The organism is Pseudomonas sp. R1-15 (assembly GCF_051132085.1).
Classification (GTDB): Bacteria; Pseudomonadota; Gammaproteobacteria; order Pseudomonadales; family Pseudomonadaceae; genus Aquipseudomonas.
Map to the genome: position 1 here is coordinate 4,211,471 of NZ_CP071660.1, position 26,129 is coordinate 4,237,599.

Below are 26,129 nucleotides of genomic sequence, written 5' to 3' on the forward strand. Positions count from 1 at the left end.
AGATTATGTGATTGCTTGAATCACCGCGGCTCTATTCTTCAAGCCACCCAACAGACCAAACAGGAAAAAGGCCAACGCACCAGCGCTCGGAACGATCAGAATGTCCCAGGCCAACGCCATCGGGCCAAAGGCCATTAGGACGGCGGCCCAGGCAAAGAAGCGTTCCGCTGAACCTTCAGTTGCCTTGGTACCGATGACCGCTGCCCTCAGATTGAGCAGGATCATTGCAATAAACGGAATAAAGAAAATTACCCCCCCTTTCCAAAGCAGGGTCAAGTAATAGACGTGGGTGGAACTGTTCGCCTTTAGACCTTTCGATTGTTCGTTGGCCGAATCTCCATATCGCCCGTAGCTTCCAAAGCCATTGCCGATAACCGGGCTCACAGAAACTTCCTTGAGGCCAGCGACTATTAATTCGATGCGGCCGGTAGCGAATTGATCGGCCTGCTTTTCCCATTCCTTTGGTGCACTTTTACTTTCTTTTGCTGCTGGAGCCTCATCACCTGAGAAGGCTTCAATGGAAGACACCAATCGGCTTTCGCTTATGCCTCTGAAGTAACTAACAGCAAAAGCCATCAAGATCGCAAGTATAGCTACGCCACAGAAGCGCCGGGCACCTGCATGACGCCATGCATAAACGACTATCGTTCCCAGGATCCATGCCAGTAGAACTTGTGCGCTACGCGAATCGCTGCCAATGATAAGAAAGGAGGCACAGAACAGCGCGATCCAGAATAACGCCAGCATAGGCTTACTAGCCTTGCCGGCGATAAAAGCCCCGCAAAGCACCATTGCCTGCAAACAGATAAGGTGCGCGAGGCTCAACACGCCAAATGTTGCGAATACCGGCAAGCCGAAGAATTCCGCATTCATCGCGGCGAGTCCAAGTGGACCAATATATATACGAACGGCTTGATCAAGCATGAAAATCCGAACCGTAACAACGATCAGAAACAATGCCGAAAATACCGACAACCAATAGAATGCCTTATCGACACCGTGTTTCTTGGATACGTATTTCCCAAGAAAAAGAAATGACGGGGCAAACATGATGAGGACCAGGGACAATATATGCCTGACCAACTCGCCATCAGGCAACAATGTGTTAGCTACGAAAATTGAAACAAGCCCCAGCGTCATTGCTGACATATAGGCAACCGTTGTTCGCCCAAAGCTCTTTAGAAACGCCATACCGATAAGGGGAGCCAGCAAAAACGCCGGATTTATGTCGTACCCCATGAGAGAAAATAAAACTATCGGCAGCGAAATTGCGGCTGCAACAGTAGGCACCAGCGCTTCGCTATGGCTGTTTATTCGTGTGGACTCTTGTACAGCAGACATACTAACCCTTCCTGGATCTAAAATCGTCTATGAGGAGCCGAACCGCTACCAATCAAGCTGTATCGGCACGCTTCAGCTCGCTAGCAATTGACGGAGAGTGGCAGGATACGCTAACGCGAATTGTTTCTCTAGATTTCCGCCATTGCACTGTAGCAAATCAGTCACATGTCCTATGCGCCAATCATCATGCTCCGCCCATGAATCAGTCGCGCTGGCCGAGGCGCAGCGCCTCACGGCGTCTACGGGCCATCGACGCTTACCTTCCCCACCGCCGTACGGCCCAAGGCCGCACTGTCTTGTAGCGGCCTAAACTGGAGTGGAACCAAGGCGTGCCAAGACGAAAGCATTCTGGAAGTTTTATTGAACGATCCGGGGTTAGGAGTACTCGAAAAAACCAGACCTTAACGGCGTAACGATCCGATATCGTTCGCGCCGGAATGATCGGGAGATGGCCGAAGCGATTCACCCGATCCGAAACAGGTCCCAAACGCTACTGGCTGAGCGCGCTGCGGAAGTTAGGAATTCGGCATCGCAGAATGTATGACACGCGCCATATGTACGCCACGATGTGTTTGATGTCCGGCATGGATCCATGCATTCATCGCCGCTCGACTCGGGCACAGCGTGCAAGTACTGCTTTCCGCCTACGCCAAGTGGATCACTTCCCGAAAGTGACTGGCGGAGCTGGATAATCTGGACCGAGTGGGAAGTGGTACGAAAACGGTACGAGAGAATCACCAGTAGCGACACACATGCCGAAATACAAAGGGTTCACACCACATGTGCGGATTAGCTGGAGAGTTACGTTTCGATCAACAACCTGCGGACCTTGCGGCCGTAGAGCGCATCACCCATCACCTGGCCCCTCGCGGCCCTGACGCGTGGGGCTTTCATAGCCAGGGGCCGATCGCCCTCGGCCACCGGCGCTTGAAAATCATGGACCTGTCCGATGGTTCGGCCCAGCCGATGATCGACAATCAACTGGGCCTGTCCCTGGCATTCAACGGCGCGATCTACAACTACCCGGAACTGCGCAGCGAACTCGAAGGCCTGGGCTACACCTTCTACTCTGGCGGCGACACCGAAGTGTTGCTCAAGGGTTATCACGCCTGGGGCGAAGCCCTGCTGCCCAAACTCAATGGCATGTTCGCCTTTGCCATCTGGGAACGCGACGCCAAGCGGCTGTTCATTGCTCGCGACCGTCTCGGCGTCAAGCCGCTGTACCTGTCGCGTACCGGCCAGCGCCTGCGCTTTGCCTCGGCGCTGCCGGCCCTGCTCAAGGGTGGCGACATCAATCCGGTGCTAGACCCGATCGCCCTCAATCATTACTTGAATTTCCACGCGGTCGTCCCGGCGCCACGCACTTTGTTGGCGGGCATTGAAAAACTGCCACCGGCGACCTGGATGCGCATCGAAGCGGACGGTCGCACCGAGCAGAAAACCTGGTGGACGCTGCCCTATGGCCCACGGGCTGATGAACAGAACCTCAACCTGGAAGACTGGATCGATCGCGTGCTCGACAGCACCCGCGAAGCCGTCGCCATTCGCCAGCGCGCCGCCGTCGACGTGGGCGTGCTGCTCTCGGGCGGTGTCGATTCGAGCATGCTTGTCGGCCTGTTGCGTGAAGTGGGCGTGGAAGACCTGTCCACCTTCTCCATTGGCTTCCAGGACGCCGGCGGCGAGCGCGGTGACGAGTTCCAGTATTCGGACCTGATCGCCAAGCACTACGGCACCCGCCATCATCAGTTGCGCATCGATGAGAAAGAAATCATCGAACAACTGCCGGCTGCGTTTCGCGCCATGAGCGAGCCGATGGTCAGCCACGACTGCATCGCCTTTTACCTGTTGTCGCGGGAAGTCGCCAAGCACTGCAAGGTGGTGCAAAGCGGCCAGGGTGCCGACGAACTGTTCGCCGGTTACCACTGGTATCCGCAGGTGGACGGCGCCAGCGACCCGTACGCCGCCTATCGCGCCGCGTTCTTCGACCGCAGCCATGAAGAATATGCCGCGACCGTGCAGCCTGAATGGCTGACGGCCAACGATGCCGCCGGTGACTTCGTCAAGGAGCACTTCGCCCAGCCGGGCGCCGATGCGGCCGTCGACAAGGCCCTGCGCCTGGACAGCACCGTGATGCTGGTGGACGACCCGGTCAAGCGCGTCGACAACATGACCATGGCCTGGGGCCTGGAAGCGCGCACGCCATTCCTCGACTACCGGCTGGTGGAGCTTTCCGCACGGGTGCCGGCGAAATTCAAGCTGCCCGATGGCGGCAAGCAGGTGCTCAAGGAAGCGGCCCGCCGGGTGATCCCCAGCGAGGTCATCGACCGCAAGAAAGGTTACTTCCCGGTCCCGGGGCTCAAGCATCTGGAAGGCAATACCCTGGCCTGGGTTCGCGAACTGCTGCTGGACCCGAGCCAGGATCGCGGCTTGTTCAACCCGACCATGCTCGACCGTCTGCTGACCGACCCCAACGGCCAGCTCACGCCTTTGCGCGGCTCGCGGTTATGGCAATTGGCGGCGCTGAACCTGTGGCTCAGCGAGCAAGGAATCTGACTGATGAAACCCCACCCGACCCTTCACAACCAACGTCTTTTGCGCGGCCAACCACCGTCCTACGAACGCTTGCAGGCGCGCCTGGCCGAAGATGGCAGCGAACTGGGCGCCGCTCCGATCGCTGTGCATTGCGGCTGGGGCCGCTTGCTCATCGGCCATACCTTTCCGGACCCGGCGACCCTGGCCCAGGAGCTGCTCAACGAGCAGCCCGGCGAGCGCGACATCGCCTTGTACGTCGCCGCGCCCCAGCAAGTGCTGGGGCTGGAACCGGCGCACCTGTTCCTTGACCCATCGGATACCCTGCGCCTGTGGTTCAGCGATTATCGCCAAGCCACGCGAGTGTTTCGCGGCTTCCGGATCCGCCGCGCCCAGAGCGACAGCGACTGGCAAGCCATCAACCAGCTCTACCAGGCTCGCGGCATGCTGCCCATCGATCCCGAGCGCCTGACCCCGCGTCACCAAGGCGGCCCGGTGTACTGGCTGGCCGAAGACGACGACACCGGCGCGGTGATCGGCAGCGTCATGGGCCTCAACCACCAGAAAGCGTTCAACGACCCGGAAAACGGCAGCAGCCTCTGGTGCCTGGCGGTGGACCCGCAATGTTCGCGGCCCGGCGTCGGCGAAGTGCTGGTGCGCCATCTCATCGAGCATTTCATGAGCCGTGGCTTGAGCTACCTGGACCTGTCGGTGCTGCACAACAATCGCCTGGCGAAAAATCTCTACGCCAAGCTCGGTTTCCGCAACCTTTCGACCTTCGCCATCAAACGCAAGAACGGCATCAACCAGCCGCTGTTCCTCGGGCCGGGGCCCGAGGCGCAATTCAACCCGTACGCGCGCATCATCGTCGAGGAAGCGCACCGGCGTGGCATCGAAGTGCAAGTGGATGACGCCGAGGCCGGGCTGTTCACCCTGGTGCATGGCAGCCGGCGGGTTCGCTGCCGGGAATCGCTGAGCGACTTGACCAGTGCGATCAGCATGACCCTGTGCCAGAACAAGAGCCTGACCCACAAGGTGCTGAAAAATGCCGGTCTGAACCTGCCGGCGCAACAGCTGGCGGGCAATGCCGACGACAACCTGGCGTTTCTCGACGAACACGAGCGCGTGGTGGTCAAGCCGCTGGACGGCGAACAGGGACAGGGCGTGGCGGTGGACCTGCGGACCATCGAGGAAGTCCAGAACGCCATCGAAACGGCCCGGCGCTTCGACAGCCGCGTGCTGCTGGAGAGCTTCCACGAAGGGCTCGACTTGCGAATTCTGGTGATCGGTTTTGAAGTGGTGGCGGCGGCGATCCGGCGCCCGGCAGAAGTGATCGGCGACGGCCAGCACACCATCGGCGCGCTGATCGAGGCGCAGAGCCGGCGGCGGCAGGCGGCTACCGGGGGCGAAAGCAAGATCCCGATGGATGCCGAGACCGAGCGAACGCTGAGCGCGGCCGGGTATGACTATGGCAGCGTGCTGCCGGCGGGTGAGCATCTGTTTGTCCGACGCACCGCGAACCTGCATACCGGCGGCGTGCTGGAAGACGTCACCGCGATCCTCCATCCGACCCTGGCTGATGCGGCGGTGCGCGCCGCGCGGGCGCTGGATATACCGATGGTCGGCCTCGACCTGCTGGTACCGGCGGCCGATCAACCGGAGTACGTGTTCATCGAAGCCAACGAACGCGCCGGCCTGGCCAACCACGAACCGCAACCCACTGCCGAGCGCTTTGTGGACCTGTTGTTTCCCCATAGCCAGGCAGTGGTCTGACTCAAATCTCTCCGTGGCGAGGGAGCTTGCTCCCGCCCGGCCGCGAAGCGGTCGCTCAGGCCCCAAGGTCTGAAAAGAAGGACCGCTTCGCGGCCCAGCGGGAGCAAGCTCCCTCGCCACAAGGTTCCCCTATGCAAAACTTAACGTTCCGCGAGGAGTTTCCATGATCAGCAAAATTCCCGAACCGGATCTCGCATACCTGCAGAAAGTCCTGTTGGAAATGCTCGCCATTCCCAGCCCGACCGGCTTCACCGATACCATCGTGCGGTACGTTGCCGAGCGACTCGAAGAGCTGGGCATCCCTTTCGAAATGACCCGGCGCGGCACGATCCGCGCCACCCTCAAGGGCCGCAAGAGCAGCCCCGACCGGGCCGTATCGGCTCACCTGGACACCATCGGCGCCTCCGTTCGCGCCATCAAGGACAACGGCCGCCTGACGCTTGCGCCGGTGGGTTGCTGGTCGAGCCGCTTTGCCGAGGGCAGCCGGGTCAGCCTGTTTACCGACACTGGGGTGATCCGTGGCAGCGTGCTGCCGCTGATGGCTTCCGGGCACGCGTTCAACACCGCCGTGGATGAGATGCCCATCAGTTGGGACCACATCGAACTGCGCCTGGACGCCTACTGCGCCACCCGCGCCGATTGCGAAACGTTGGGGGTGGGCATCGGCGACTATGTGGCGTTCGACCCCTTGCCGGAGTTCACCGAAAGCGGCCATATCAGCGCCCGTCACCTGGATGACAAGGCCGGGGTCGCCGCGTTGCTGGCGGCGCTCAAGGCGATTGTCGACAGCGGCGAGGAACTGTTGATCGACTGCCACCCGCTATTCACCATCACGGAGGAAACCGGCAGCGGCGCGGCGGCCGCGCTGCCTTGGGACGTGAGCGAATTCGTCGGGATAGACATTGCACCGGTCGCGCCAGGCCAGCACTCCAGCGAACACGCCGTGAGCGTGGCGATGCAGGATTCCGGAGGCCCGTACGACTACCACTTGTCGCGACATTTGCTGAAGCTGGCCAAGGAGCACGAACTGCCGGCGCGCCGCGATCTGTTTCGCTATTACTTCAGCGACGCCCATTCGGCGATTACCGCCGGGCACGACATCCGCACCGCCCTGCTCGCCTTTGGCTGCGACGCGACCCATGGTTACGAACGCACCCACATCGACAGCCTGGCCGCGCTGAGCCGCCTGCTCGGTGCCTACATTCTAAGCCCGCCGGTATTTGCCAGCGACGCCCAACCGGCCCAGGGATCACTGGATCGCTTCAGCCATCAGATCGAGCACGATGCGCAGATGGAAAGCGACACCCGCGTGCCGTCGGTGGACAGCCTGATCGGGCAGCGCTCGGATAGCTGAACCAAGCCCTTATCGATTCTTACGATGCTTTCGCGAGCAGGCTCGCTCCCACAAGGTAATTACGCCATCCAGGTGGGAGCGAGCCTGCTCGCGATGAGCCCACATGGTTCTACAGAATTCAGGCTAGCCGCAGCAGCGCATCCACCGTAGCATCCGCTCTATCGTTTTTGCGGAGCCCCACCATGCTGATCCCCTACGACCAACTCGAAGTCGATACGCTCACCCGCCTGATCGAGGATTTCGTCACCCGTGACGGTACTGACAATGGCGACGATACCCCGCTGGAAACCCGCGTCCTGCGGGTCCGGCAGGCCCTGACCAAAGGCCAGGCCATGATTGTCTTCGATCCCGAAAGCGAACAGTGCCAATTGATGCTCAAGCACGATGTGCCCAGACATCTGTTCGATTAACCGACCTTGCGGTCAGACTCGGCCTTTTTTCTCTGGATCCTGTCGTAGACCTCGGAACGATGAACCTCCACGTGCCGAGGCGCTTCTACGCCAAAGCGCACGGTTCCGCCGCTGATCGACAGCACGCGGACGGAAATCTCATCACCGATGGAAATCAACTCACCTACGGTACGGCTTAATACGAGCATGGTCTTGTCCTTAAGAGTGATTGGACATTGACCATGCACGGCCTGTTTTCCGAGCACAAGATACCGACGGGAATTCAGTAAACCCCTACAAACAACTGTCCGTTGGCTGAAGGAAACGTCCTGCAAAACCACGCCGAAACGGCAGTTTACGGCCCCGAAAAGCGTGGACCAAACAGAATCACGCTGGCCCCCAAGACACAGAGGGCCACGCCGACCCAGTCGGAACCCAGCGGCCGCACCCGTTCCACTACGGCCAGCCAGCCGATCGAGGCGATGATGTAAATGCCACCGTAGGCGGCGTAGGCGCGACCGGCATAAGTGGCTTCGATGCGCGTCAGCAACAGGGCGAATAACGCAAGGCTGAGCAGTGCCGGCACGATCCACCAGGCACTCTTGCCTTGGCGCAACCACATCCAGAAGGCGTAGCAGCCAGCGATCTCGAACAGCGCGGCGAGAAAAAACCACAGGTAATTGAGCATTGCTATGTCCATCAGGAAGGCACGAATGGCGCCATCCTGAGGACACCCGGCAATCAGGTCAACTCAGCCCTGCCGTGCCTTGGCGCGCATCTTGTCGGCCATGGCGGTCATTTCGTCGTACAGCAGTTGTGGATTTTTCTGTTTGAGGGCCCAGGCCATGCGCCCCTGCTCGTGGGGCAGGATCATGAATTCGCCCTGGGCGACATGCTGGTAGATGTAATCGGCAATGTCCGCCGCGGTGATCGGCGAGCTTTCCAGCAGTTTGCCCACTTGGGCCTTCATGGCCGGGGTCGGGCCACGGAACGAGTCCAGCAGGTTGGTCTGGAAGAACGACGGACATACCACATGCACGCCGATTTCCTGCTGGGCCAGCTCGACCAGCAGACTTTCCGACAGCGCCACGACGCCGGCCTTGGCCACGTTGTAGTTGCTCATGGCAGGCCCCTGCATCAGCGCCGCCATGGAGGCGATGTTGATGATCTTGCCGCGGCTTTTTTCCAGCAGTGGCAGGAACGCCTTGCAGCCCTTGACCACCCCCATCAGGTTGATTGCGATCTGCCAGTCCCAATCCTCCAGCGAGAGCTCGCTGAAAAACCCGCCCGAAGCCACGCCAGCGTTATTGACGATAATATCGATGCCGCCAAGCTTCTCCTCGCAGGCCTGGGCGAATGCGGTGAGCTGGCTGTAGTCGCGCACGTCACAGCGCTGGACGAAACCCTCGCCACCGGCATCGCGCACCAGCCTGAGGGTCTCCTGAAGGCCGGGCTCGCTGACATCGGACAGGGCCAGGTGCCAGCCTTCACGGGCCCAGCGCAGCGCGATTTCGCGGCCCAGGCCGGAGCCGGCACCGGTGATCATCATGCGATTTTGCATAGGGAAACAGCCTTGTTGTTCCGGGAGAGATGCGCCGAGTGTAGCGAAGGACCCGAACAGACCCATGCACCATCAGATTGCTGAATGGCGAGGGCAAACCGTGGAAGGTTGAGGCACCTCGGCGAGGGAGTGCTCTCGCTGGGCGTGCTGGCGTTCCAGCGCGGAGCGGCCTCCATGATGCCGCCTCGTTAACGGAGTCGGTTTCAATTAAAGGGCCGCTACGCAGCCCAGCGGGAGCAAGCTCCCTCGCCACGGGGTTTCAGTGCTCTTGTGTTTTACGGTCAACAATAAAAACTTTTGAATTTTTTACAGGACGTTACGGTCGGACTTAATAAGCCGCCCGGATTCAACGCACGCGCGCTGGCAGTTGAAATTTACATCACTCCAGAACTGACCAATAAGGAAATCAACAATGGGCACTATTCTTATCATCATCCTGATCCTCCTGCTGATCGGTGGCCTTCCGGTCTTCCCGCACTCCAGAAGTTGGGGTTATGGCCCGTCCGGTATCATCGGCGTTGTGCTGGTCGTGCTGTTGATCTTGTTGTTACTTGGCAAGATATAAAACACCAAGCGTAAAAAAAGAGGCCTTTGAGGCCTCTTTTTTTATACATCGCGATTATCAGTCCGGCTTGCCGTCAACAACACCGGCGGTGTTATCCAGCAGGCTCTTGGTCGCGGTTTGCAGGAACGCCTCGAGCTTGAGTTTCATCTCTGCGGTGTCAGGTGCGTCCGGGATGATCTCGGCATGCGGATTGGCCCCCAGCTGATAGCGGAACAGCTTCGCTGGCATGGCCTTTTCTTCCGGCAGCACCAGAATCGTGTCGTCGCGAATGATCGCGGTGGTCTGGTCGCTGCCCGACGGCTTGATCACGCCAAACCCGGTGTCGCCTGACGGCAGGTTCAACAGGTCACGGCCCCAGCACTGGTTACGCACCTGCCCGCCGAGCCGTCCCATGATGGTTGGAACGATATCGACCTGGGTGCCCACGGTGTGGCTGCGCTGGCCGAATTTTTCCTGGATGCCCGGGCCGATCAGCAACATCGGCACGTTGAAGCGGCCAAGGTCCATTTCGGTGATCTGGCGCTCGTTGCCGAAGCCATGGTCGCCAACCACGACAAACAGGGTTTCCTTGAAGTAAGGCTCCTTGCGCGCCTTCTCGAAGAACTGCCCCAGCGCCCAATCGGAGTAACGCATGGCGGTCAAGTGTTCGTTCAGGCGACCACGGTCCGTGACCGGCTCGACCGGCAACGGCGTCGGCAGTGCGTAAGGCGTGTGGTTGGACAGGGTCTGCAACAAGGCATAGAACGGCTTGCCGTTCTCGCGCGCCTTGAGCTCGATCAGGCCACGGTCGAACATGTCCTGGTCGGACACGCCCCAGGTCGGGTCGGAGAACACCGGGTTCATATAGTCATTGCGCCCGATGAACGTGGTCATGCCCTGATTGCTGAAGAAACCCGACTGGTTGTCCCAGGCGAAATCGCCGTTGTAGACATACACATCGTCGTAGTCACGCGCGCTGAGCAGTTGCGGCAGGCCCGAGAGTTTGTGACTGCCTTCCGGTGTCTGCATCAGGTATTCGAAACCCGGCAGGTTCGGGAAACACGCCATGGTGGCGAACATGCCCTGGTGGGTGTGGGTGCCGTTGGAGAAGAAGCGGTCGAACAGCAGGCCTTCCTTGGACAGCTTGTCCAGGTATGGCGTGATGTTACCCGGCGCGCCCAGGGCGCCCACCGAGTGACCGGCCATGCTTTCCATCAGGATCACCACCACGTTCTTGATCGGCAGTGTCTTGTCGGCCGGCGGCGTGTAGTCGCGTCTTACCGCGGCAGTCCCGGCGTCGACGAGCTTGTCGTCGGGCATCACCAGCATGTCGCGCACGGTCTGCTGCGCCAGCGACGACTCGAGGGTTGCCTTCCAGACATTGTCACGGTGTTCGGACATCCGGCTCTTGGCCGCCGCCACCAGCGAAAGCGTACCGTTGAGGCCCAACTGGTTGGCGAAGTTCGAATCGGTGGTATAGACGTCGCCCCAACGCAGGGGCGGGCCTTGGCGCAAGGTGCCACGGGCGGCGGCGACGGCCACCACCAGGCAGACCAGGAACACCGCGACGCGGCCATACCACGGGGCGATCTGGCGGGTGCCGATGGTGCCGCCACTGAACGGCCCGCGTGGCCGGGTAGCGCGATCTGCCCCCTTGAAGGCCAAGGCCAGTATCAGCGTGCCGCCGGCCCAGGCCAGCAGGTAGCGCACCACCGGAAAACCGTACCAGAGCATGCTCATGACGGTTTTCGGGTCTTCCTGCACATATTGGAAGACCAGGCCGTTGAGACGCTGGTGGAACTCGCGGTAGAAGTCCATTTCCATCAAGCCGAGAAACAGCGCGATGCTGGACGTGACGGTCAGCCAGAAACGAAAGAATCCACGTGCCGCCATCGCCCGTGCGCTGAACAGGGCCAGCAGCAGCGGGATGCACAGGTAGACCACCAGGCGCAGGTCGAAACGCAGGCCGTTGGCGAACGCTTCGACGAAGGTAGAGGCCGGTGTATCAAGGATCATCTCGCGGTTGTAGACCAGCAGCGCAACGCGCAGCAGGCTCAGCATGACCATCATCACCAACGCACAGAGCAACGTGTAGGCCAGGTGCGATTTGACGGTCGGTTGCAGCAGGCGATGCGTGGTGCGCTGCTGACTCAGGGCGTCCGGGATTGCCATGTCGTTTGAGGACCTATTGGAGTTGGAGTGACAAATAGAACAACGGCGCGCCCTCTGTTGGCCAGATATCAGGCCCGGGGCTTGCGCAAGTGCGCGAATGTCGCACGAACGGCGATGGCATTGCCATTAAATAACCGCTGGCGACAGAGCGCGGGGGATTGTCGACAAGACTTGGTGAAAATTTCGTTCAATGAATATCTGGAAACACAAAAGGACCCCAGCGCTCTTGTGGCGAGGGAGCTTGCCCCCGCTGGGCTGCGAAGCGGCCCCCCAACACACGCTGAGGCAACTGGGTGTGTCAGGTAGATCCAGGAGGGCCGTTTCGCGCCCCAGCGGGAGCAAGCTCCCTCGCCACAGAAGCATCTCGCCTCAATTGCCGAGGCTTCAGTCGTTGCTCGGCTTGTTGATTGCCTGCAGCACATATTGCGGCATGGCGAACGCGCCCAGGTGAATCTCGGGGTTGTAGTAGCGCGTCACGATACCGCTGCCAATGAAGCGCTCGCGCAGGGTTTCGCGAGAAAGCTTGCGGTGAGCGGTATCAGTCGCGCCCCAGGCGAAGGTCATGCCGCCGCCGATGTAGGTCGGCACAGCGGCCTGGTAGAAATGCCAGTCGGCGAACAGGCCGTGCAAGCGTCCGGCGGTGGTCTGCACTTCGCCCAGTTGCATGAACGGCGTGCCGTTCTGGGTCACCAGGATCCCGCCTTCGTTCAGGCAGCGATGGCAAGCCTGGTAGAAGTTTTCCGAGAACAGCACTTCGCCCGGGCCGATCGGGTCGGTGGAATCGGAAATGATGACGTCGAATTTCTCCTGGGTGGTGGCGACGAAACGCATGCCATCGTCGATCACCAGGTTCAGCCGCGGGTCGTCGTAGGCACCCTTGGAGTGGTTGGGCAGGAACTCCTTGCACATGTCCACCACCGTGCCATCGATCTCCACCATGGTGATGTGCTCGATGCCGACGTGCTTGGTCACTTCACGGAGCATGCCGCCGTCACCGCCACCGATGATCAGCACGCGCTTGACTGCGCCATGGGCGAGGATGGGTACGTGGGTGAGCATCTCGTGATAGATGAATTCATCGGCTTCGGTGGTCTGGATGACACCATCCAGGGCCATGACCCGGCCCATGCGCGGGTTTTCGAAAATCACCAGGTGCTGGTGCTCGGTGCGCACTTCGTGCAGCAGCTTGTCCATGCGAAAACGCTGGCCATAGCCTTCGTAGAGGGTTTCCAGGTAGTCGCCGGTCGGGGTGGTCGTCATGGTCAGGTGCTCCGATCAATACGCGTTGGCCAGTGAAGGCTCGCAAAGGCGCGCATTCTACGACGCTGGGGATGACAGGTCGAACCTTCTCGTGGCGAGGGAGCTTGCTCCCGCTGGGCTGCGCAGCAGCCCCCAGAAGAACTGGATAGGCCTGGCTGAAATACCGAGGAAAAGCTCAGGGCTACTTCGTAGCCCAGCGGGAGCAAGCTCCCTCGCCACAGGGGCCGGCAATGGGCTTAGTGAAACTTCTGTCCGAGCCCCGCCGGTACGCCTTCGATAGTGGTTTCTTCCCACGGGCCGTTCGGGCTGACGGAGCGGCTCCAGCCGTTGTTCCAACGATAATAGGTTCGCTGGCGATAGAACGTGTTGGGCTGCTTGTCCAGCACATAGACCCCGAGCTTGGCGTCCCAGTGGCTGTTGCCGCCTGGTGGTGGGGCGAAACTGGCGGAGGTGCGCGGCAGCGGCTTGGCCGGTTTGTTCGGGGTCACGGGTTTGCCGGGCGCGGTCGACGGGCCTGGTTTGGTGGTCGGCGTCGAAGGCGGAATCGGTGGCAATGGCGCCGAAGGCTCCGGTGGACGCTGGACCGCACAAGCGCTCAGGCCCAGGACGAGGGTGAGCAGGGTCATACGAGCGATGGCGGTCATGGTGCGAATTCCTGTCATTGGTCCGGACTGTCGATAATCAATTGTTGTAGCGCCGTGGTGCTGCTCGCCAGGGGCTGGCTGCGACCGATCCACTCGCCGGCAGTGGGTTGGCCGGCTCGGGAAATGCGCGCCACCAGTTGGACTTCAGGGAAGTTCGACAGTTTCAGCTGCGGCATCATCGCGTCAGCGTCACCCAGCTCGACGCTGGCCGGCAGGTCGGCGACGGTCAGGCGCCTGGCCGCCAACGGCGCGGGCGGGCCGGACACGGCGCGAGCGAAAATGAACACGCTGTCTCCCGGCTGCACCTTGGCTTTGAGGACCGGATCGAGCTCGACACGGACCTTGAGCAGCGCCGTAGCCTTGGCGACTGGCGCCTGGGCAACCTTGCCGCCATTGGCTTGCAGCTTCTCGGTGGCGCGAGTAATGCCCCCCTGCAACGCCTCCCGCGACTTGTCGCCTTCGGGCAACTGCGCCAGCAGGCGGCCCCAGTAATCGATCGCCTCCTGATAGCGCTCGCCTTCGAACGCGGCGATGCCCAACAGGCCGAGGCTGGTGACTTCCTTCGGATCGAGCTTCAGCGCCTCGTCGGTGAGGGCCTGGACCTTGTCCGACCATTTCTTGCCGTCGGCAAAATACTGCGCCTGGGCCCACTGTCCGAGCAGCTCGGGCTGGCGGCCGGCCAGCGCGACGGTACGTTCGAAGATCTTCGCCGCATCCGCCGGCCGATCCTGCGCCATGTAGGTCCGCCCGAGGAAATACAAACCTTCGGCGGAATCCGGTTGTGCCGCCACCGCGCGCTCCAGGCGCAAAGTCATTTCTTCCATGGACTTGGGCGCCTGGGCGAATTCACGGGTCAGCTCGACCTTGTCGCTGGCGCCGAAATGCAGGTACAGCGCCAGGCCCAATACCGGCACCAACACCGCCGCGAGCAGCGGCAACGGCTTGCCCAGTCGCGATTCGCGCGGCGCTTCGGCGCCCTCGGTGTCGGCGAGCAATTCACGGGCGGCCTCGGCGCGACCGGTGTCCAGTTGCGCGGCGTTGAGCACGCCCTCCTCCCGCTCGGCCTGCAGTTCGGCGACGCGCTCCTGGTACAGCGCCACGTTCAGCGCAGTACGGTCTTCTTCCAACTGGGCGCGACGGCCACGCAACACGGGGATCAACAGAAAACTCAGGGCAACCAGGAGAAGCAGACCTGCGGCGAGCCAGAAATCAATCATGCTTGGTTTTATCCAACAGTTGGTCGAGGCGCTGGCGCTCTTCGACAGAAAGCGTGTCCGGGGCGGCGGTGCGCTGGACCCGGCGGCGACGCACGATCACCGCGATGACGACGAAACCACCCAACAGCAGCCCGGCGGGGCCGAACCAGAGCAGCGCGGTCTTGGAAGACAGCGCCGGGTTGTAGCGCACGAACTCACCGTAGCGATCGACCATGAAGTCGATGATCTGCTGGTTGTCCTTGCCCTCGCCGAGCATGCGGAAGATCTCCTTGCGCAGGTCGGCGGCAATCGGCGCGTTGGAGTCGGCGATGTCCTGGTTCTGACACTTGGGGCAACGCAGTTCCTTGGTCAGTTCGCGAAACCTCTCGCGCTCTGCATCGTTGGCAAATTCGTAAGTGTCGATGGCGGCGTGGGCCACACCCGCCAGGCTCAAGCCGAGGATGGCGGCAATTAACCAGCGCTTCATGGCTTGGCCTCGTCCACCAGTGCCTGATATTTGCCGGCCAGCTTCTCGCGCCAGACCTGTTCGTCGATCACCCCGATGAACTTGTCGCGAATGATGCCCTTGGCGTCGATGAAGAAGGTTTCCGGCGCACCGTAGACGCCCAGGTTCAGGCCGAGGGTGCCCTCCTCGTCACGGATGTCCAGTTGATACGGGTTGTGGAACTCGGCCAGCCACTTCAAGGCATCGGCGTTGACGTCCTTATAGTTGACGCCGTAGATCACCACGCCGTTCTGGGCCAGTTTGTTCAGCACCGGATGTTCGACCCGGCAGGAAATGCACCAGGTGCCCCACACATTGACCAGCGCCGGCTTGCCCAGCAGGTCGGCGCGAGTCAGGGTCTTGTCGCCTTGTACCGATGGCAGGGAGAACTCCGGAAACGGTTTGCCAATCATCGCCGAGGGCAATTCGGACGGGTTCAGGTAAAGCCCGCGGTACAAGAACACCGCCATCACCAGAAACAGCGCCAGCGGCAACACCATCAACCAACGTTTCATGCAGTGGCTCCCGTCACGCCCAGGGCTTCGCGCACCCGGGTTTTCACTTTGACCCGATAGCGTCGATCCAGCGCAGCCAATACGCCGCCCAGGCCGGTGAGCAGGCCACCGAACCAGATCCAGCGTACGAACGGCTTGACGTGGACGCGTACCGCCCAGGCGCCATCACCGAGGGGTTCGCCCAGCGCCACGTAGAGGTCGCGGGTGAAACCGGCGTCGATCCCGGCTTCGGTCATCACCGAGTTCTGTACGGTGTAGAGGCGTTTTTCCGGGTGCAGCACGGTGATCTCCTGGCCGTCGCGAATGACCCGTACGGTGCCTTTGTCGGACGTGAAGTTCGGACCTTCGAAATGCCTGGCGCCCTCGAAAACGAACTGATAGCCGCCCAGGTCCATGGACTCGCCGGGCGCCAGGCGCAGGTCGCGTTCGGCGCTGTTCTGGCTGGACAGCACCACACCGAGGGCGCAGACGGCGATCCCCAGGTGGGCGAGCTGCATGCCCCAGTAACTGCGGGTCAGGGTCGGCAGGCCTTTGACGAGGCCTTTATGGCGAGTCTTGTCGAAAATATCCCGCACGCCCGCCAGCAATACCCACGCCGCCAGCACGAATGTCGCCAGCACCGCCCAGTTGAAATCGCCATAAGCGATGCCCGCCACCACGGCCAGGGCGGCGGTGCCGAGCAGCACCGGCGTGAGCATTCCCAGCAGCCAATTGACCGGCGTGTCCTTCCAGCGCACCAGCACACCGATCGCCATCACCACCATCAGGATCGCCATCAACGGAATGAACAGTGCGTTGAAATACGGCGGGCCGACCGACAGCTTGGCGCCGGACAACGCATCGAGCACCAGCGGATACAACGTCCCGAGGAGGATCATCGACGCCGCCACCACCAGCACCAGGTTATTGCCCAGCAGCAGGGTTTCCCGGGACCAGAGGTTGAAGCCTACCTGGCTTTTCACTACCGGTGCACGCAGGGCGAACAGCGTCAGCGAACCGCCGACCACGAACAGCAGGAACATCAGGATGAATACGCCACGCTCGGGGTCCGAGGCGAAGGCATGCACCGAGGTCAGCACGCCGGAGCGCACCAGGAAGGTCCCGAGCAGGCTCAGCGAGAACGCCGCGATCGCCAGCAGCACGGTCCAGCTCTTGAACACGCCGCGTTTTTCAGTGACGGCCAGGGAGTGGATCAGCGCCGTGCCGACCAGCCATGGCATGAAGGAAGCGTTCTCCACCGGGTCCCAGAACCACCAGCCGCCCCAGCCGAGTTCGTAATAGGCCCACCACGACCCGAGGGTGATGCCGATCCCGAGGAAGGCCCAGGCGACAATGGTCCATGGCCGCGACCAGCGCGCCCACGCGGCGTCGAGGCGACCACCGAGCAAAGCGGCGATGGCGAACGCGAAGGCCACGGAAAAGCCGACGTAGCCCATGTAGAGCATCGGCGGATGGACGATCAGACCGATGTCCTGAAGCAACGGGTTGAGGTCGCGGCCATCCATCGGCACTTGCGGCAGGATGCGCTCGAACGGGTTTGACGTGAGGATCAGGAACAGCAGGAAACCGATGCTGATCATGCCCATCACCGCCAGCACCCGGGCCAGCATCACTTGCGGCAACTGTCGGGAGAACACTGACACCGCGAAGGTCCAGCCGGCAAGGATCAACGCCCAGAGCAGCAACGAACCTTCGTGGGCACCCCACACCGCGCTGAACTTGTAGTACCAGGGCAAGGCGCTGTTGGAGTTGCTGGCGACATAGGCCACGGAAAAATCGTCGGCCATGAACGCGTAGGTCAGGCAACCGAACGCGAACAGCATGAACGCAAACTGCCCCCATGCCGCCGGCTGGGCGAGGCTCATCCACAAGCGGTCGCCACGCCAGGCACCCAGCAACGGCACAACCGCCTGGACCAGGGAAAAACACAGGGCCAGGATCATCGCCAGATGGCCCAGCTCAGGAATAAACAGACCGGCATTCATCGATCAACCCTCCTTCACGGGAGCGGGAGCGGGCGCCGACTGGCCGCTGTCTTTCAGGGCCTTGGTCACTTCCGGCGGCATGTATTTCTCATCGTGCTTGGCCAGCACCTCGTCGGCCACCACCACGCCATCGGCGTTGAGTTTGCCCAAGGCAACGATGCCCTGCCCTTCGCGGAACAGGTCCGGGAGGATCCCGCGATAGGTAATGGTCACGGTCTTGTTGAAGTCGGTGACGTTGAATTTAACGTCCAGCGAATCACCGGAACGCACCAGCGAGCCCTGCTCCACCATGCCGCCAGCGCGGATGCGCGTATCCTTGGGCGCTTCGCCATTGGCGATCTGGGTCGGGGTGTAGAACAGGTTGATGTTCTGTTGCAAGGCGCTGAGGGCGAGACCGACCGCCGCGCCGACGCCGACCAGGATCGCCAGGATGATGACAAGACGTTTTTTGCGCAGCGGATTCACTGACCGTTCTCCCGACGCAGACGACGCGCCTCTTGTTGCAGATACCGCTTGCGGGCCAGGATCGGCGCCGCCACGTTGAGGGCCAGCACCGCCAGGCAGATGCCATAGGCGGACCAGACATACAGGCCGTGATGGCCCATGGCGAGGAAGTCGCCGAATGACGCGAAACTCATCGAGCGGCCTCCAGGTTGTTCTGTACTTCGGCTTTCACCCAACTGGCACGGGCTTCGCGCTTGAGCACTTCGAGGCGCATGCGCAGCAGCAGCACAGCGCCGAAGAAGCAATAGAAACCCAGCACGGTCAGCAACAGCGGCAGCCACATCTCGACCGGCATCGCCGGTTTTTCGGTGAGGGTGAAGGTCGCGCCCTGGTGCAGGGTGTTCCACCACTCCACCGAGTACTTGATGATCGGGACGTTGATCACGCCGACAATCGCCAGCACCGCGCAGGCCTTGGCCGCGCTGTCACGATTGCTGATGGCGTTGCCCAGCGCAATAAGACCGAAGTACAGGAACAGCAGGATCAGCATCGACGTCAGTCGTGCATCCCAGACCCACCATGAACCCCAGGTCGGCTTGCCCCAGATTGCCCCGGTGACCAGCGCCACGGCGGTCATCCAGGCACCGATGGGCGCTGCGCATTGCAGCGCGACGTCGGCCAGCTTCATCTTCCACACCAGCCCGACCACACCGCAGATCGCCAGCATCACGTAGACCGACTGGGCGAGCATCGCTGCCGGAACATGGATATAGATAATGCGAAAGCTGTTGCCCTGCTGGTAGTCCGGCGGCGCGAAAGCCAGGCCCCAGACCAGGCCGATGCCGATCAGCAACAGGGCGGCGATACTCAACCAGGGCAGCATCTTGCCGCTGATGCCGTAAAACCACTTGGGTGAGCCGAGCTTATGAAACCAGGTCCAGTTCATTGCAGTTTCCATCACGGTTGCGGCTCGTCTTCACGAGCCGCCAGGTCAGCCTTCGCTTCCAGTGGAAGTGGTCAATTCCTGACCAGGCCGCATTATTATTCGCCGACGCTGATCTTCAGGCCAGCGGCTATTGCAAAGGGTGTCAGGGTTATCGCCAGGGCGGTCAGGCTCCCAAGCCACAGTAGATAACCGGTTGCCGGCAGGCCTTGCAGCGCCGCTTGCAAGGCGCCACTGCCGAGGATCAGTACCGGTATGTACAGCGGCAGGATCAGCAGCGCCAGCAACAAGCCGCCACGCTTGAGCCCTACCGTCAGCGCCGCACCCACCGCGCCGAGCAGGCTCAGCACCGGCGTGCCGAGCAACAGTGACAGCAGCAGCACCGGCATGCACGCGGCGGGCAAGCCCAGCATCATCGCAAGCAGCGGCGAGAGCAGCACCAGCGCCAGGCCGAAAAAAACCCAGTGTGCCAGTACCTTGGCCAAAACCAGAAGGGCCAGGGGGTGCGACGAAAGGACCCACTGTTCCAGGGAGCCGTCTTCGAAATCACTGCGGAAAAGCCCGTCCAGCGAGAGCAGGACCGACAAAAGCGCGGCCACCCAGACCAGCCCTGGCGACAAGGTTTGCAACAATTGAGTCTCCGGACCGACCGCCAGAGGGAACAGCGCGATGACGATCGCAAAGAACACCAGCGGATTGGCCAGTTCAGCCGGACGCCGACATAACAGGCGTGCTTCACGGGCAAGCAACAGGCCAAAGACGCTCATACCGCCCAGTTCCCCAGGTCAATGCTGCGATAGCCGGCGGGCATCCGGGTCAACGTGTGATGGGTCGTCAACAGCACCATGCCGCCGCTCTCGCAATGCCGGGCCAGGTGTTCTTCGAGCTGCGCGACGCCCTGCTTGTCCAGTGCGGTGAAGGGTTCGTCGAGAATCCACAGCGGCGGGCTGTCCAGGTACAGACGGGCCAGGGCCACGCGGCGCTGCTGGCCGGCCGACAGTGTGTGGCTGGGCACATCCTCGAAACCCTTCAGACCTACCGCCGCCAGGGCCTGCCAGATCGCCTCGCGACCGGCCGGCCGGTGCAAGGCGCACAGCCAGCTGAGGTTTTCTTCCGGCGTCAGCAGGTCCTTGATACCGGCGGCATGGCCGATCCAGAGCAGGTTGCGGGCCAGTTCGCTGCGCTGGCTGTCGAGGGGCTGGCCGTTAAGCAGCACCTGGCCGGCGGTGGGTTGCATCAACCCGGCCAGCAGGCGCAACAGGCTGGTCTTGCCGCTGCCGTTGGGGCCACTGACTTGCACCATATCGCCACGCGAGAGTCTCAATTCGAGATTTTCGAAAAGCAGCCGCAGGTCTCGCTCGCAGGCGAGGCCGATGGTTTGCAAGAGAGGACTGGTCAAGGGATCGCGGGCCTTATACGGTTCAAGTCGGCAGTGCAGCGGCCGTTAAAGTGATGCAGCATAGATGCATTGACGGCCCGTTCCACAGAGCTGCGTCAAACAATTGCAAGATTTTCGCCGCTCTCTGGAAGGCGGGCGGCATTATACATGTGAAGCCTCGCTCCAAAGAGCGCTGATTTCCCCAAGGTAAGACCGCAGATGACAGGCGACATGAACATCCCGCCGCTGCCCCAGCCCACGGCAACGACACGCATGCCGGCGGTGACTGGCGAGCTGCTCAAGTTGCTGGCGCCGGCCGAGGGGCTGATCGGCCCGGGCCAGACAGCCAAGGCCGAGGTGTTGTCACTCAAGCAGGCGGACCAGGCCTTCCAGCTGTTGCTCAAGCTGACCCTGGAAAGCGGCCGGCAGACCACGGTGCAGGCCACCAGCGCCCAGCCGTTGCCGCAAGGTACCAGCCTGGCCGTGACCCAGCCGTCCGCCAGCAACCTGGCGATCACCGTGCAACAGGCGCTCGCGTCCAGTGTCGCCACCCTGACCCGCATCGACACTGCGCAATTGCCCGTGGGCACCTTGTTGCAGGGTAAAGTCCTGACCAGCCAGGCGCTGCCGCAGTTGCCAGGGCAAGCGGCGGTATATCGCTCGCTGGTGAGTTTGCTCAACACCGTCCAGGCCGGCAGCACCCTGGACATCGACAGTCCACAGCCATTGCGCATCGGCACGTTATTGAGCGCTCAGGTGCAGGATGCGCAGACCTTGAAGTTCGTCCCCCTGAGCAACCGCCAGGAGCAATTGGCGGTCAGCCAGCAACTGGTTACGCAGGTGAGCCGCCAGGGTTCGCTGGACAGCTTGCTCACTGCCCTGCAAAACCTTCCCGCCAGCGACGACGCCGGCCCCGAGCTGCGCGCGGCGGTAACGCGCCTGTTGGCCGGTCTGCCAGACGTCCAGCAACTGAGCACACCCAAGGGCCTGGCCCAGGCCATGGTCGCCAGCGGCATGTTCCTGGAGAGCAAACTCCTCGCCGGGCAACCGCCGAGCCTCGCCCCGGACATGAAAGGCGACCTGCTGAAACTGATCGCCCAACTGACACCGGCCCTGCCCGCATCCACCAATCTCAGCGCCATCATCGCCGCCAACACCCTGGCCCAGGCGCTGCCCAGCTTCGTGCGCAGTGCCTTGGGGATGCTTGGCCAGGTCAGCGCCAAGCCGCAACCCACGAGTTTTCCGCTGCCCTCACGCCTGCTCAAAGGCCAGGACGAAGAAGGCGATCTGGAGCACCTGTTGCGTCTGGCCGCAGCCGCTGTCTCGCGCCTGCAAAGCCATCAGTTGTCGAGCCTGGAGCAGACCGGGCTGACCGACGATGGCCGGCTGATGAGCACCTGGCAGTTGGAGATCCCGATGCGCAACCTGCAGGACATCGTGCCATTGCAGGTCAAGTTCCAACGCGAGGAAACCCCGGCCCGGGAGCAGCCGGACGAGCGCCGCGAACCACGCGAAGCGAAACAGCAATTGTGGAAGGTCGAGCTGGCGTTCGACATGGAGCCGCTGGGCCCGTTGCAGATTCAGGCCCAGTTGCTCGGCGGCAGCCTGTCCAGCCAGCTGTGGGCGCAAAGGCCGTACACCGCAAGCCTGATCGAAAGCAACCTGACCGCCCTGCGTGAGCGCCTGGTGACGTGCGGGCTGAACGTCGGCGATCTGGATTGCCACCTCGGCACCCCGCCCCAAGGGCCCAAGACCCGACTGGATCAACGCTGGGTGGACGAAACCGCATGACAACCCATACCGAACCCCGCCAGGCCATCGCGCTCAAGTACGACGGCCACCACGCCCCCACCCTCACCGCCAAGGGGGACGAAGCCCTGGCCGAGGAAATCCTGCGCATCGCCCGGGAAAGCGAAGTACCGATCTATGAAAACGCCGAACTGGTGAAATTGCTGGCGCGGCTGGAGTTGGGCGACAGCATCCCCGAGGAGCTCTATCGCACGATCGCCGAGATCATTGCCTTTGCCTGGAACCTGAAGGGCAAATTCCCCCAAGGCTTCGACCCCCACGCGCAGGATGTCGAAAAGGACGTGACGGACCGCGGGGATGATTACTGACCAGCGACAACGCTACCCCCGTGGCGAGGGAGCTTGCTCCCGCTCGGCTGCGCAGCGGCCGCAAAAGCCTGGGGCCGCTGCGCGACCCAGCGGGAGCGGGGTCTGGGTGGGAATGACTATTTCTGAACGCCAGAAAAACCTGTGGGAGCGAGCCTGCTCGCGAAGGCGTCCGGTCAGTCAACATCTTTATTGACTGTCACACCGCTTTCGCGAGCAGGCTCGCTCCCACACAGACGTCACGGACCGCGGGAATGATTACTGACCAGCGACAACGCTACCCGTGGCGAGGGAGCTTGCTCCGCTCGGCTGCGCAGCGGCCGTAAAAAGCCTGGGGCCGCTGCGCGACCCAGCGGGAGCAAGCTCCCTCGCCACGGGGGCGGGGTTGGATTGATTATTTCGAAAGCCAGAAAAACCTGTGGGAGCGAGCCTGCTCGCGAAGGCGTCCGGTCAGTCAACATCTCCATTGACTGTCACACCGCTTTCGCGAGCAGGCTCGCTCCCACACAGACGTCACGGACCGCGGGAAAGATTACTGACCAGCAACAACGCTCCCTCGCCACGGGGGCGGGGTTGGATTGATTATTTCGAACGCCAGAAAAACCTGTGGGAGCGAGCTTGCTCGCGAAAGCGTCCGGTCAGTCAGCATCTTCATTGACTGTCACACCGCTTTCGCAAGCAGGCTCGCTCCCACAGGGTTCAGGGGGAGAAATAGCTTCAACCGCCCTTGTGCAACTTGCTCATCAATTCCGCTTCGGCCTGGGTCAGACCACACGCCTGGGTCAGTTCGTCGACGCTGGCGCCCATGCCGACCAAGCGGGCGGCCTGGGCGAAGGACAGGCTGGAGGGGTCGCGCTGTTCCAGCTGCGCCAGTTTGTCCGGCAATGGCCCGACCACGGCACGCAGCTCATGGAGCGCTTCGCCCATGCGCACGGTGCCGTTCTGATAGTCGTCGACCCGCTTGGCCAGGTCGCGGATGCGCTGATCGCGCAACGCATCGCCCTGGGCCTGCTGAGCGGCGATCTGCCGCTGGCCGCGTATGTAGGACAAGAACATTGCCAGCGTGCCTGCCCAGAAAAGGAACAGGACAATGACTGCTACCTCAAGAATCAAATCAGATACTCTCCAGTTCCGACCACTCTTCTTCGCTCATCATCTTGTCCAGTTCAACCAGGATCAGCAACTCGTTGTTCTTGTTGCACACGCCCTGAATGAACTTGGCGGACTCTTCGTTACCGACGTTCGGCGCGGTTTCGATTTCCGACTGACGCAGGTAAACCACTTCGGCGACGCTGTCGACCATGATGCCAACCACTTGCTTGTCGGCTTCGATGATGACGATCCGAGTGTTGTCGCTGATCTCGGCGTTCATCAGGCCGAAGCGTTGACGGGTATCGATCACGGTGACCACGTTGCCACGCAGGTTGATGATCCCCAGCACATAGCTTGGCGCACCTGGAACCGGGGCGATCTCGGTGTAGCGCAGCACTTCCTGAACGCGCATCACGTTGATGCCGTAGGTTTCGTTATCGAGCTTGAAGGTCACCCATTGCAGAATCGGATCTTCAGAACCCTTTTGAGACGACGCCTTATCATTCATACCCTGACCCCTCGAAAAACCGCCTGTGGCGGTGTGTGTTCTGTCCGGCGGCGCCCTGCGCCCCCGGTTGTCTTATTTCGGTTTCTGGACCGGCTTGCTGCCGCCCAGGTGTTTTGCCCCGCCGCTGGCGATCAGCTCCGCCAGTTCGGAAACGTCCAGCAAGGCGCACATGTGTTCGATCACCGTACCGGCCAGCCATGGCCGTTGTCCTCGATGGCTGCGCCATTTGATTTCGTTCGGGTCCAGGCGCAGCGAACGGCTGACCTGATGCACCGCCAATCCCCACTCGTAGCCTTGCACTGAAATCACGTATTGCAGGCCCTGGCGAAAATCATCGCGATAACGGTCCGGCATGACCCAGCGCGCGGTGTCCAGCACCTTCAGGTTGCCGGCCTGGCTCGGCAGGATCCCGAGGAACCATTCCGGCTGGCCGAACAACGGCGTCAATTCCTGCCCCGCCAGGGAATAAATCGATCCCAGGCACACCAGCGGCACCGCCAGGGTCAACCCGGCCACATCGAACAACAGACACTCGAACGGCTCGGCGGCCCAGGCCGGACGGTCGTCGCCCTGCACCGGCGGCGGTGTGTTGCTCGGCGGCGGCAAGTGGATTTCCACTACCGGCGTCACCAGGCCCTGCAACAACGGTGCAACGGTCGAGACCGGCGCCAGGATCGGCGCGGGCGCTTCCATCACGGCCACCTTCGGCTTGACGAGCGGCGCCTCGACCGCTGCGGCAGTCATGGAAATCCGTGCATCACGGGCCTGCTCTTCGAGCACGGCCGCCTGGAACTCGTCCAGTACAGCTTCAGCTTCGGCTTCGACGACGGGCTCGGGCAACGCCTCGGCCGCGCTCGGCGGCGCTGGCAATTCTTCGGTCGCTTCCTGCAAGAGCCCGTCCAGGTAGGACTGCAAGGCCAGTTGCGGACGCGAGGTTGTCTTGATCGGGCGGTTCATGAGAACTGTGCGCCACTTGAAAAGGTTATCGGCATGGATACGTCAGGACTTGAGCGCCCGCAAGCAAGCACAACGGCTGTGGAAAACTTCGTCACTTCAAGCCACCTGCTGCGGAACGAGCTGCTGGGCCAGCAGATGCTTGAGAAGCGCGCGATAGGCCAGGACGCCACGGCTCTTGCCATCGAATTGCGAAGGGGTCACTCCGGCGCGGCTGGCATCGCGCAGACGCGTATCGACCGGGATATAACCTTGCCAGATGTCGTCCGGGTACATATCGCGCAGCACGCGCAGGGTACCGAGGGACGCCTGGGTGCGACGGTCGAACAGGGTCGGCACGATGTTGAACGCCAGGGATTGCTTGCGCGAGCGGTTGACCATCGCCAGCGTGTTGACCATGCGCTCCAGGCCTTTGACAGCCAGGTGCTCGGTCTGCACCGGAATCACCAGTTGCTGGCTCGCGGCCAGGGCGTTGACCATCAGTAGCCCGAGCAATGGCGGGCTGTCGATGATTGCGTAATCGAAATCCTGCCACAGCTGCGCCAGACTCTTGGCGATCACCAGGCCCAGACCGCCCTGCCCGGGCGACTGGCGCTCCAGGGTGGCCAGGGCCGTGCTCGATGGCAGCAGGGAAATCCGCTCGTCACTGGTAGACAGCAACAACTGGCCCGGCAAGCCCTCGGGCACGCTGCCCTTGTGCAGGAACAAGTCGTAGTTGCTGTGCTCCAGGCTATCGGGATCGTAGCCGAAATAGCTGGTCATCGAGCCGTGGGGGTCCAGATCGACGATGACCACGCGCTTGCCCGCCTCGGCCAGCAAACCGGCTAAAGCGATGGAGGATGTGGTTTTGCCCACACCACCTTTTTGATTGGCGACTGCCCAGACTCTCATTCGGATCGTTCCTCCCGGTCGAAACGGGTTCGACCGA

Annotated in this window: 27 protein-coding genes; 7 read left to right on the forward strand and 20 right to left on the reverse strand. The window is 61.8% G+C overall.

All coding sequences use genetic code 11. The features are described 5' to 3' along the window. Positions 1–3: 3 nt before the first annotated feature. On the reverse strand, positions 4–1,341 hold the full coding sequence (locus tag J3P97_RS18985; protein WP_434672512.1) for an O-antigen ligase family protein: 1,338 nt from the start codon (positions 1,339–1,341) through the stop codon (positions 4–6). Positions 1,342–2,121: 780 nt separating this feature from the next. On the opposite strand from J3P97_RS18985, the gene J3P97_RS18990 reads away from it, so the two are divergent. From J3P97_RS18990 to J3P97_RS19005, 4 genes are all read left to right on the forward strand, one after another. After that, entirely contained in the window at positions 2,122–3,894 is a 1,773-nt protein-coding gene (locus J3P97_RS18990; RefSeq protein WP_434672513.1) for an N-acetylglutaminylglutamine amidotransferase, read from the forward strand. A gap of 3 nt (positions 3,895–3,897) precedes the next feature. Beyond that, a complete protein-coding gene (gene ngg / locus J3P97_RS18995; protein ID WP_434672514.1) occupies positions 3,898–5,643 on the forward strand; it encodes an N-acetylglutaminylglutamine synthetase in 1,746 nt (581 codons plus the stop codon). A gap of 163 nt (positions 5,644–5,806) precedes the next feature. Continuing rightward, positions 5,807–6,997, forward strand: a complete 1,191-nt coding sequence (locus tag J3P97_RS19000; protein ID WP_434572690.1) for an osmoprotectant NAGGN system M42 family peptidase — start codon at positions 5,807–5,809, stop codon at positions 6,995–6,997. Positions 6,998–7,179: 182 nt separating this feature from the next. Then, positions 7,180–7,407 carry a YheU family protein gene (locus J3P97_RS19005; RefSeq protein ID WP_305499664.1) on the forward strand — a complete coding sequence of 76 codons (228 nt, stop codon included), beginning with the start codon at positions 7,180–7,182 and terminating at the stop codon, positions 7,405–7,407. On the opposite strand, the gene csrA is transcribed toward J3P97_RS19005, so the two are convergent. From csrA to J3P97_RS19020, 3 genes are all read right to left on the reverse strand, one after another. Further along, positions 7,404–7,595, reverse strand: a complete 192-nt coding sequence (gene csrA / locus J3P97_RS19010; protein ID WP_434572688.1) for a carbon storage regulator CsrA — start codon at positions 7,593–7,595, stop codon at positions 7,404–7,406. The two genes, J3P97_RS19005 and csrA, sit on opposite strands and share 4 nt — an antisense overlap. Before the next feature lie 146 nt (positions 7,596–7,741). Further along, positions 7,742–8,074 (reverse strand): YnfA family protein, encoded by a 333-nt coding sequence (locus tag J3P97_RS19015; RefSeq protein ID WP_434601449.1) that lies wholly within the window; start codon positions 8,072–8,074, stop codon positions 7,742–7,744. Between the two features lie 63 nt (positions 8,075–8,137). Then, the gene (locus J3P97_RS19020) at positions 8,138–8,947 is read right to left on the reverse strand and encodes an SDR family oxidoreductase (protein ID WP_434672515.1); all 810 of its coding nucleotides are present in this window, start codon (positions 8,945–8,947) and stop codon (positions 8,138–8,140) included. Positions 8,948–9,359: 412 nt separating this feature from the next. On the opposite strand from J3P97_RS19020, the gene J3P97_RS19025 reads away from it, so the two are divergent. Beyond that, positions 9,360–9,512: a DUF3309 family protein gene (locus tag J3P97_RS19025; RefSeq protein ID WP_018606531.1), complete on the forward strand. Its 153-nt coding sequence runs from the start codon at positions 9,360–9,362 to the stop codon at positions 9,510–9,512. Between the two features lie 57 nt (positions 9,513–9,569). Here the strand turns inward: J3P97_RS19025 and J3P97_RS19030 are convergent, their stop codons facing one another. The 12 genes from J3P97_RS19030 to ccmA all read right to left on the reverse strand — a co-directional run bounded on the left by J3P97_RS19030 (position 9,570) and on the right by ccmA (position 20,554). Continuing rightward, positions 9,570–11,663: an LTA synthase family protein gene (locus J3P97_RS19030; protein ID WP_434672516.1), complete on the reverse strand. Its 2,094-nt coding sequence runs from the start codon at positions 11,661–11,663 to the stop codon at positions 9,570–9,572. 384 nt (positions 11,664–12,047) lie between these two features. After that, positions 12,048–12,923: a polyamine aminopropyltransferase gene (gene speE, locus J3P97_RS19035; RefSeq protein ID WP_434672517.1), complete on the reverse strand. Its 876-nt coding sequence runs from the start codon at positions 12,921–12,923 to the stop codon at positions 12,048–12,050. A 236-nt stretch (positions 12,924–13,159) separates the two neighbouring features. Next, complete coding sequence (locus J3P97_RS19040) at positions 13,160–13,567, reverse strand: hypothetical protein (RefSeq protein ID WP_305499657.1); 408 nt, start codon at positions 13,565–13,567, stop codon at positions 13,160–13,162. A 14-nt stretch (positions 13,568–13,581) separates the two neighbouring features. Further along, positions 13,582–14,784, reverse strand: a complete 1,203-nt coding sequence (gene ccmI / locus J3P97_RS19045; RefSeq protein WP_434672518.1) for a c-type cytochrome biogenesis protein CcmI — start codon at positions 14,782–14,784, stop codon at positions 13,582–13,584. After that, positions 14,777–15,250: a cytochrome c-type biogenesis protein gene (locus tag J3P97_RS19050; protein ID WP_434601454.1), complete on the reverse strand. Its 474-nt coding sequence runs from the start codon at positions 15,248–15,250 to the stop codon at positions 14,777–14,779. Before J3P97_RS19050 ends, ccmI begins: the two co-directional genes overlap by 8 nt. Further along, positions 15,247–15,783 (reverse strand): DsbE family thiol:disulfide interchange protein, encoded by a 537-nt coding sequence (locus J3P97_RS19055; RefSeq protein ID WP_095963989.1) that lies wholly within the window; start codon positions 15,781–15,783, stop codon positions 15,247–15,249. Before J3P97_RS19055 ends, J3P97_RS19050 begins: the two co-directional genes overlap by 4 nt. Beyond that, positions 15,780–17,768, reverse strand: a complete 1,989-nt coding sequence (locus J3P97_RS19060; protein WP_434672519.1) for a heme lyase CcmF/NrfE family subunit — start codon at positions 17,766–17,768, stop codon at positions 15,780–15,782. The genes J3P97_RS19055 and J3P97_RS19060 overlap by 4 nt, the downstream gene beginning before the upstream one ends. A 3-nt stretch (positions 17,769–17,771) precedes the next feature. After that, positions 17,772–18,233 (reverse strand): cytochrome c maturation protein CcmE, encoded by a 462-nt coding sequence (gene ccmE, locus J3P97_RS19065; RefSeq protein WP_434572675.1) that lies wholly within the window; start codon positions 18,231–18,233, stop codon positions 17,772–17,774. Further along, the gene (gene ccmD / locus J3P97_RS19070) at positions 18,230–18,406 is read right to left on the reverse strand and encodes a heme exporter protein CcmD (RefSeq protein WP_007939192.1); all 177 of its coding nucleotides are present in this window, start codon (positions 18,404–18,406) and stop codon (positions 18,230–18,232) included. The genes ccmE and ccmD overlap by 4 nt, the downstream gene beginning before the upstream one ends. Then, positions 18,403–19,158, reverse strand: a complete 756-nt coding sequence (locus J3P97_RS19075; RefSeq protein ID WP_434672520.1) for a heme ABC transporter permease — start codon at positions 19,156–19,158, stop codon at positions 18,403–18,405. The genes ccmD and J3P97_RS19075 overlap by 4 nt, the downstream gene beginning before the upstream one ends. A 95-nt stretch (positions 19,159–19,253) precedes the next feature. Continuing rightward, positions 19,254–19,922 (reverse strand): heme exporter protein CcmB, encoded by a 669-nt coding sequence (gene ccmB, locus J3P97_RS19080; RefSeq protein WP_434672521.1) that lies wholly within the window; start codon positions 19,920–19,922, stop codon positions 19,254–19,256. Beyond that, complete coding sequence (gene ccmA / locus J3P97_RS19085) at positions 19,919–20,554, reverse strand: cytochrome c biogenesis heme-transporting ATPase CcmA (protein WP_434629265.1); 636 nt, start codon at positions 20,552–20,554, stop codon at positions 19,919–19,921. The genes ccmB and ccmA overlap by 4 nt, the downstream gene beginning before the upstream one ends. Before the next feature lie 198 nt (positions 20,555–20,752). Here ccmA and J3P97_RS19090 point away from each other — a divergent pair, with 198 nt between their 5' ends. Beyond that, positions 20,753–22,324 carry a flagellar hook-length control protein FliK gene (locus tag J3P97_RS19090; protein WP_434672522.1) on the forward strand — a complete coding sequence of 524 codons (1,572 nt, stop codon included), beginning with the start codon at positions 20,753–20,755 and terminating at the stop codon, positions 22,322–22,324. After that, on the forward strand, positions 22,321–22,650 hold the full coding sequence (locus tag J3P97_RS19095; RefSeq protein WP_434572665.1) for an EscU/YscU/HrcU family type III secretion system export apparatus switch protein: 330 nt from the start codon (positions 22,321–22,323) through the stop codon (positions 22,648–22,650). Before J3P97_RS19090 ends, J3P97_RS19095 begins: the two co-directional genes overlap by 4 nt. A gap of 714 nt (positions 22,651–23,364) precedes the next feature. Here J3P97_RS19095 and J3P97_RS19100 read toward each other — a convergent pair. The 4 genes from J3P97_RS19100 to J3P97_RS19115 form a co-directional block, all read right to left on the reverse strand. Beyond that, positions 23,365–23,760: a DUF2802 domain-containing protein gene (locus J3P97_RS19100; RefSeq protein WP_305499641.1), complete on the reverse strand. Its 396-nt coding sequence runs from the start codon at positions 23,758–23,760 to the stop codon at positions 23,365–23,367. Between the two features lies 1 nt (position 23,761). After that, complete coding sequence (locus J3P97_RS19105) at positions 23,762–24,247, reverse strand: chemotaxis protein CheW (RefSeq protein WP_003199144.1); 486 nt, start codon at positions 24,245–24,247, stop codon at positions 23,762–23,764. A 72-nt stretch (positions 24,248–24,319) separates the two neighbouring features. Further along, entirely contained in the window at positions 24,320–25,204 is an 885-nt protein-coding gene (locus J3P97_RS19110; protein ID WP_434572663.1) for a chemotaxis protein CheW, read from the reverse strand. Between the two features lie 96 nt (positions 25,205–25,300). Further along, positions 25,301–26,092 carry a ParA family protein gene (locus J3P97_RS19115; protein ID WP_434572661.1) on the reverse strand — a complete coding sequence of 264 codons (792 nt, stop codon included), beginning with the start codon at positions 26,090–26,092 and terminating at the stop codon, positions 25,301–25,303. Between the last annotated feature and the right edge of the window lie 37 nt (positions 26,093–26,129).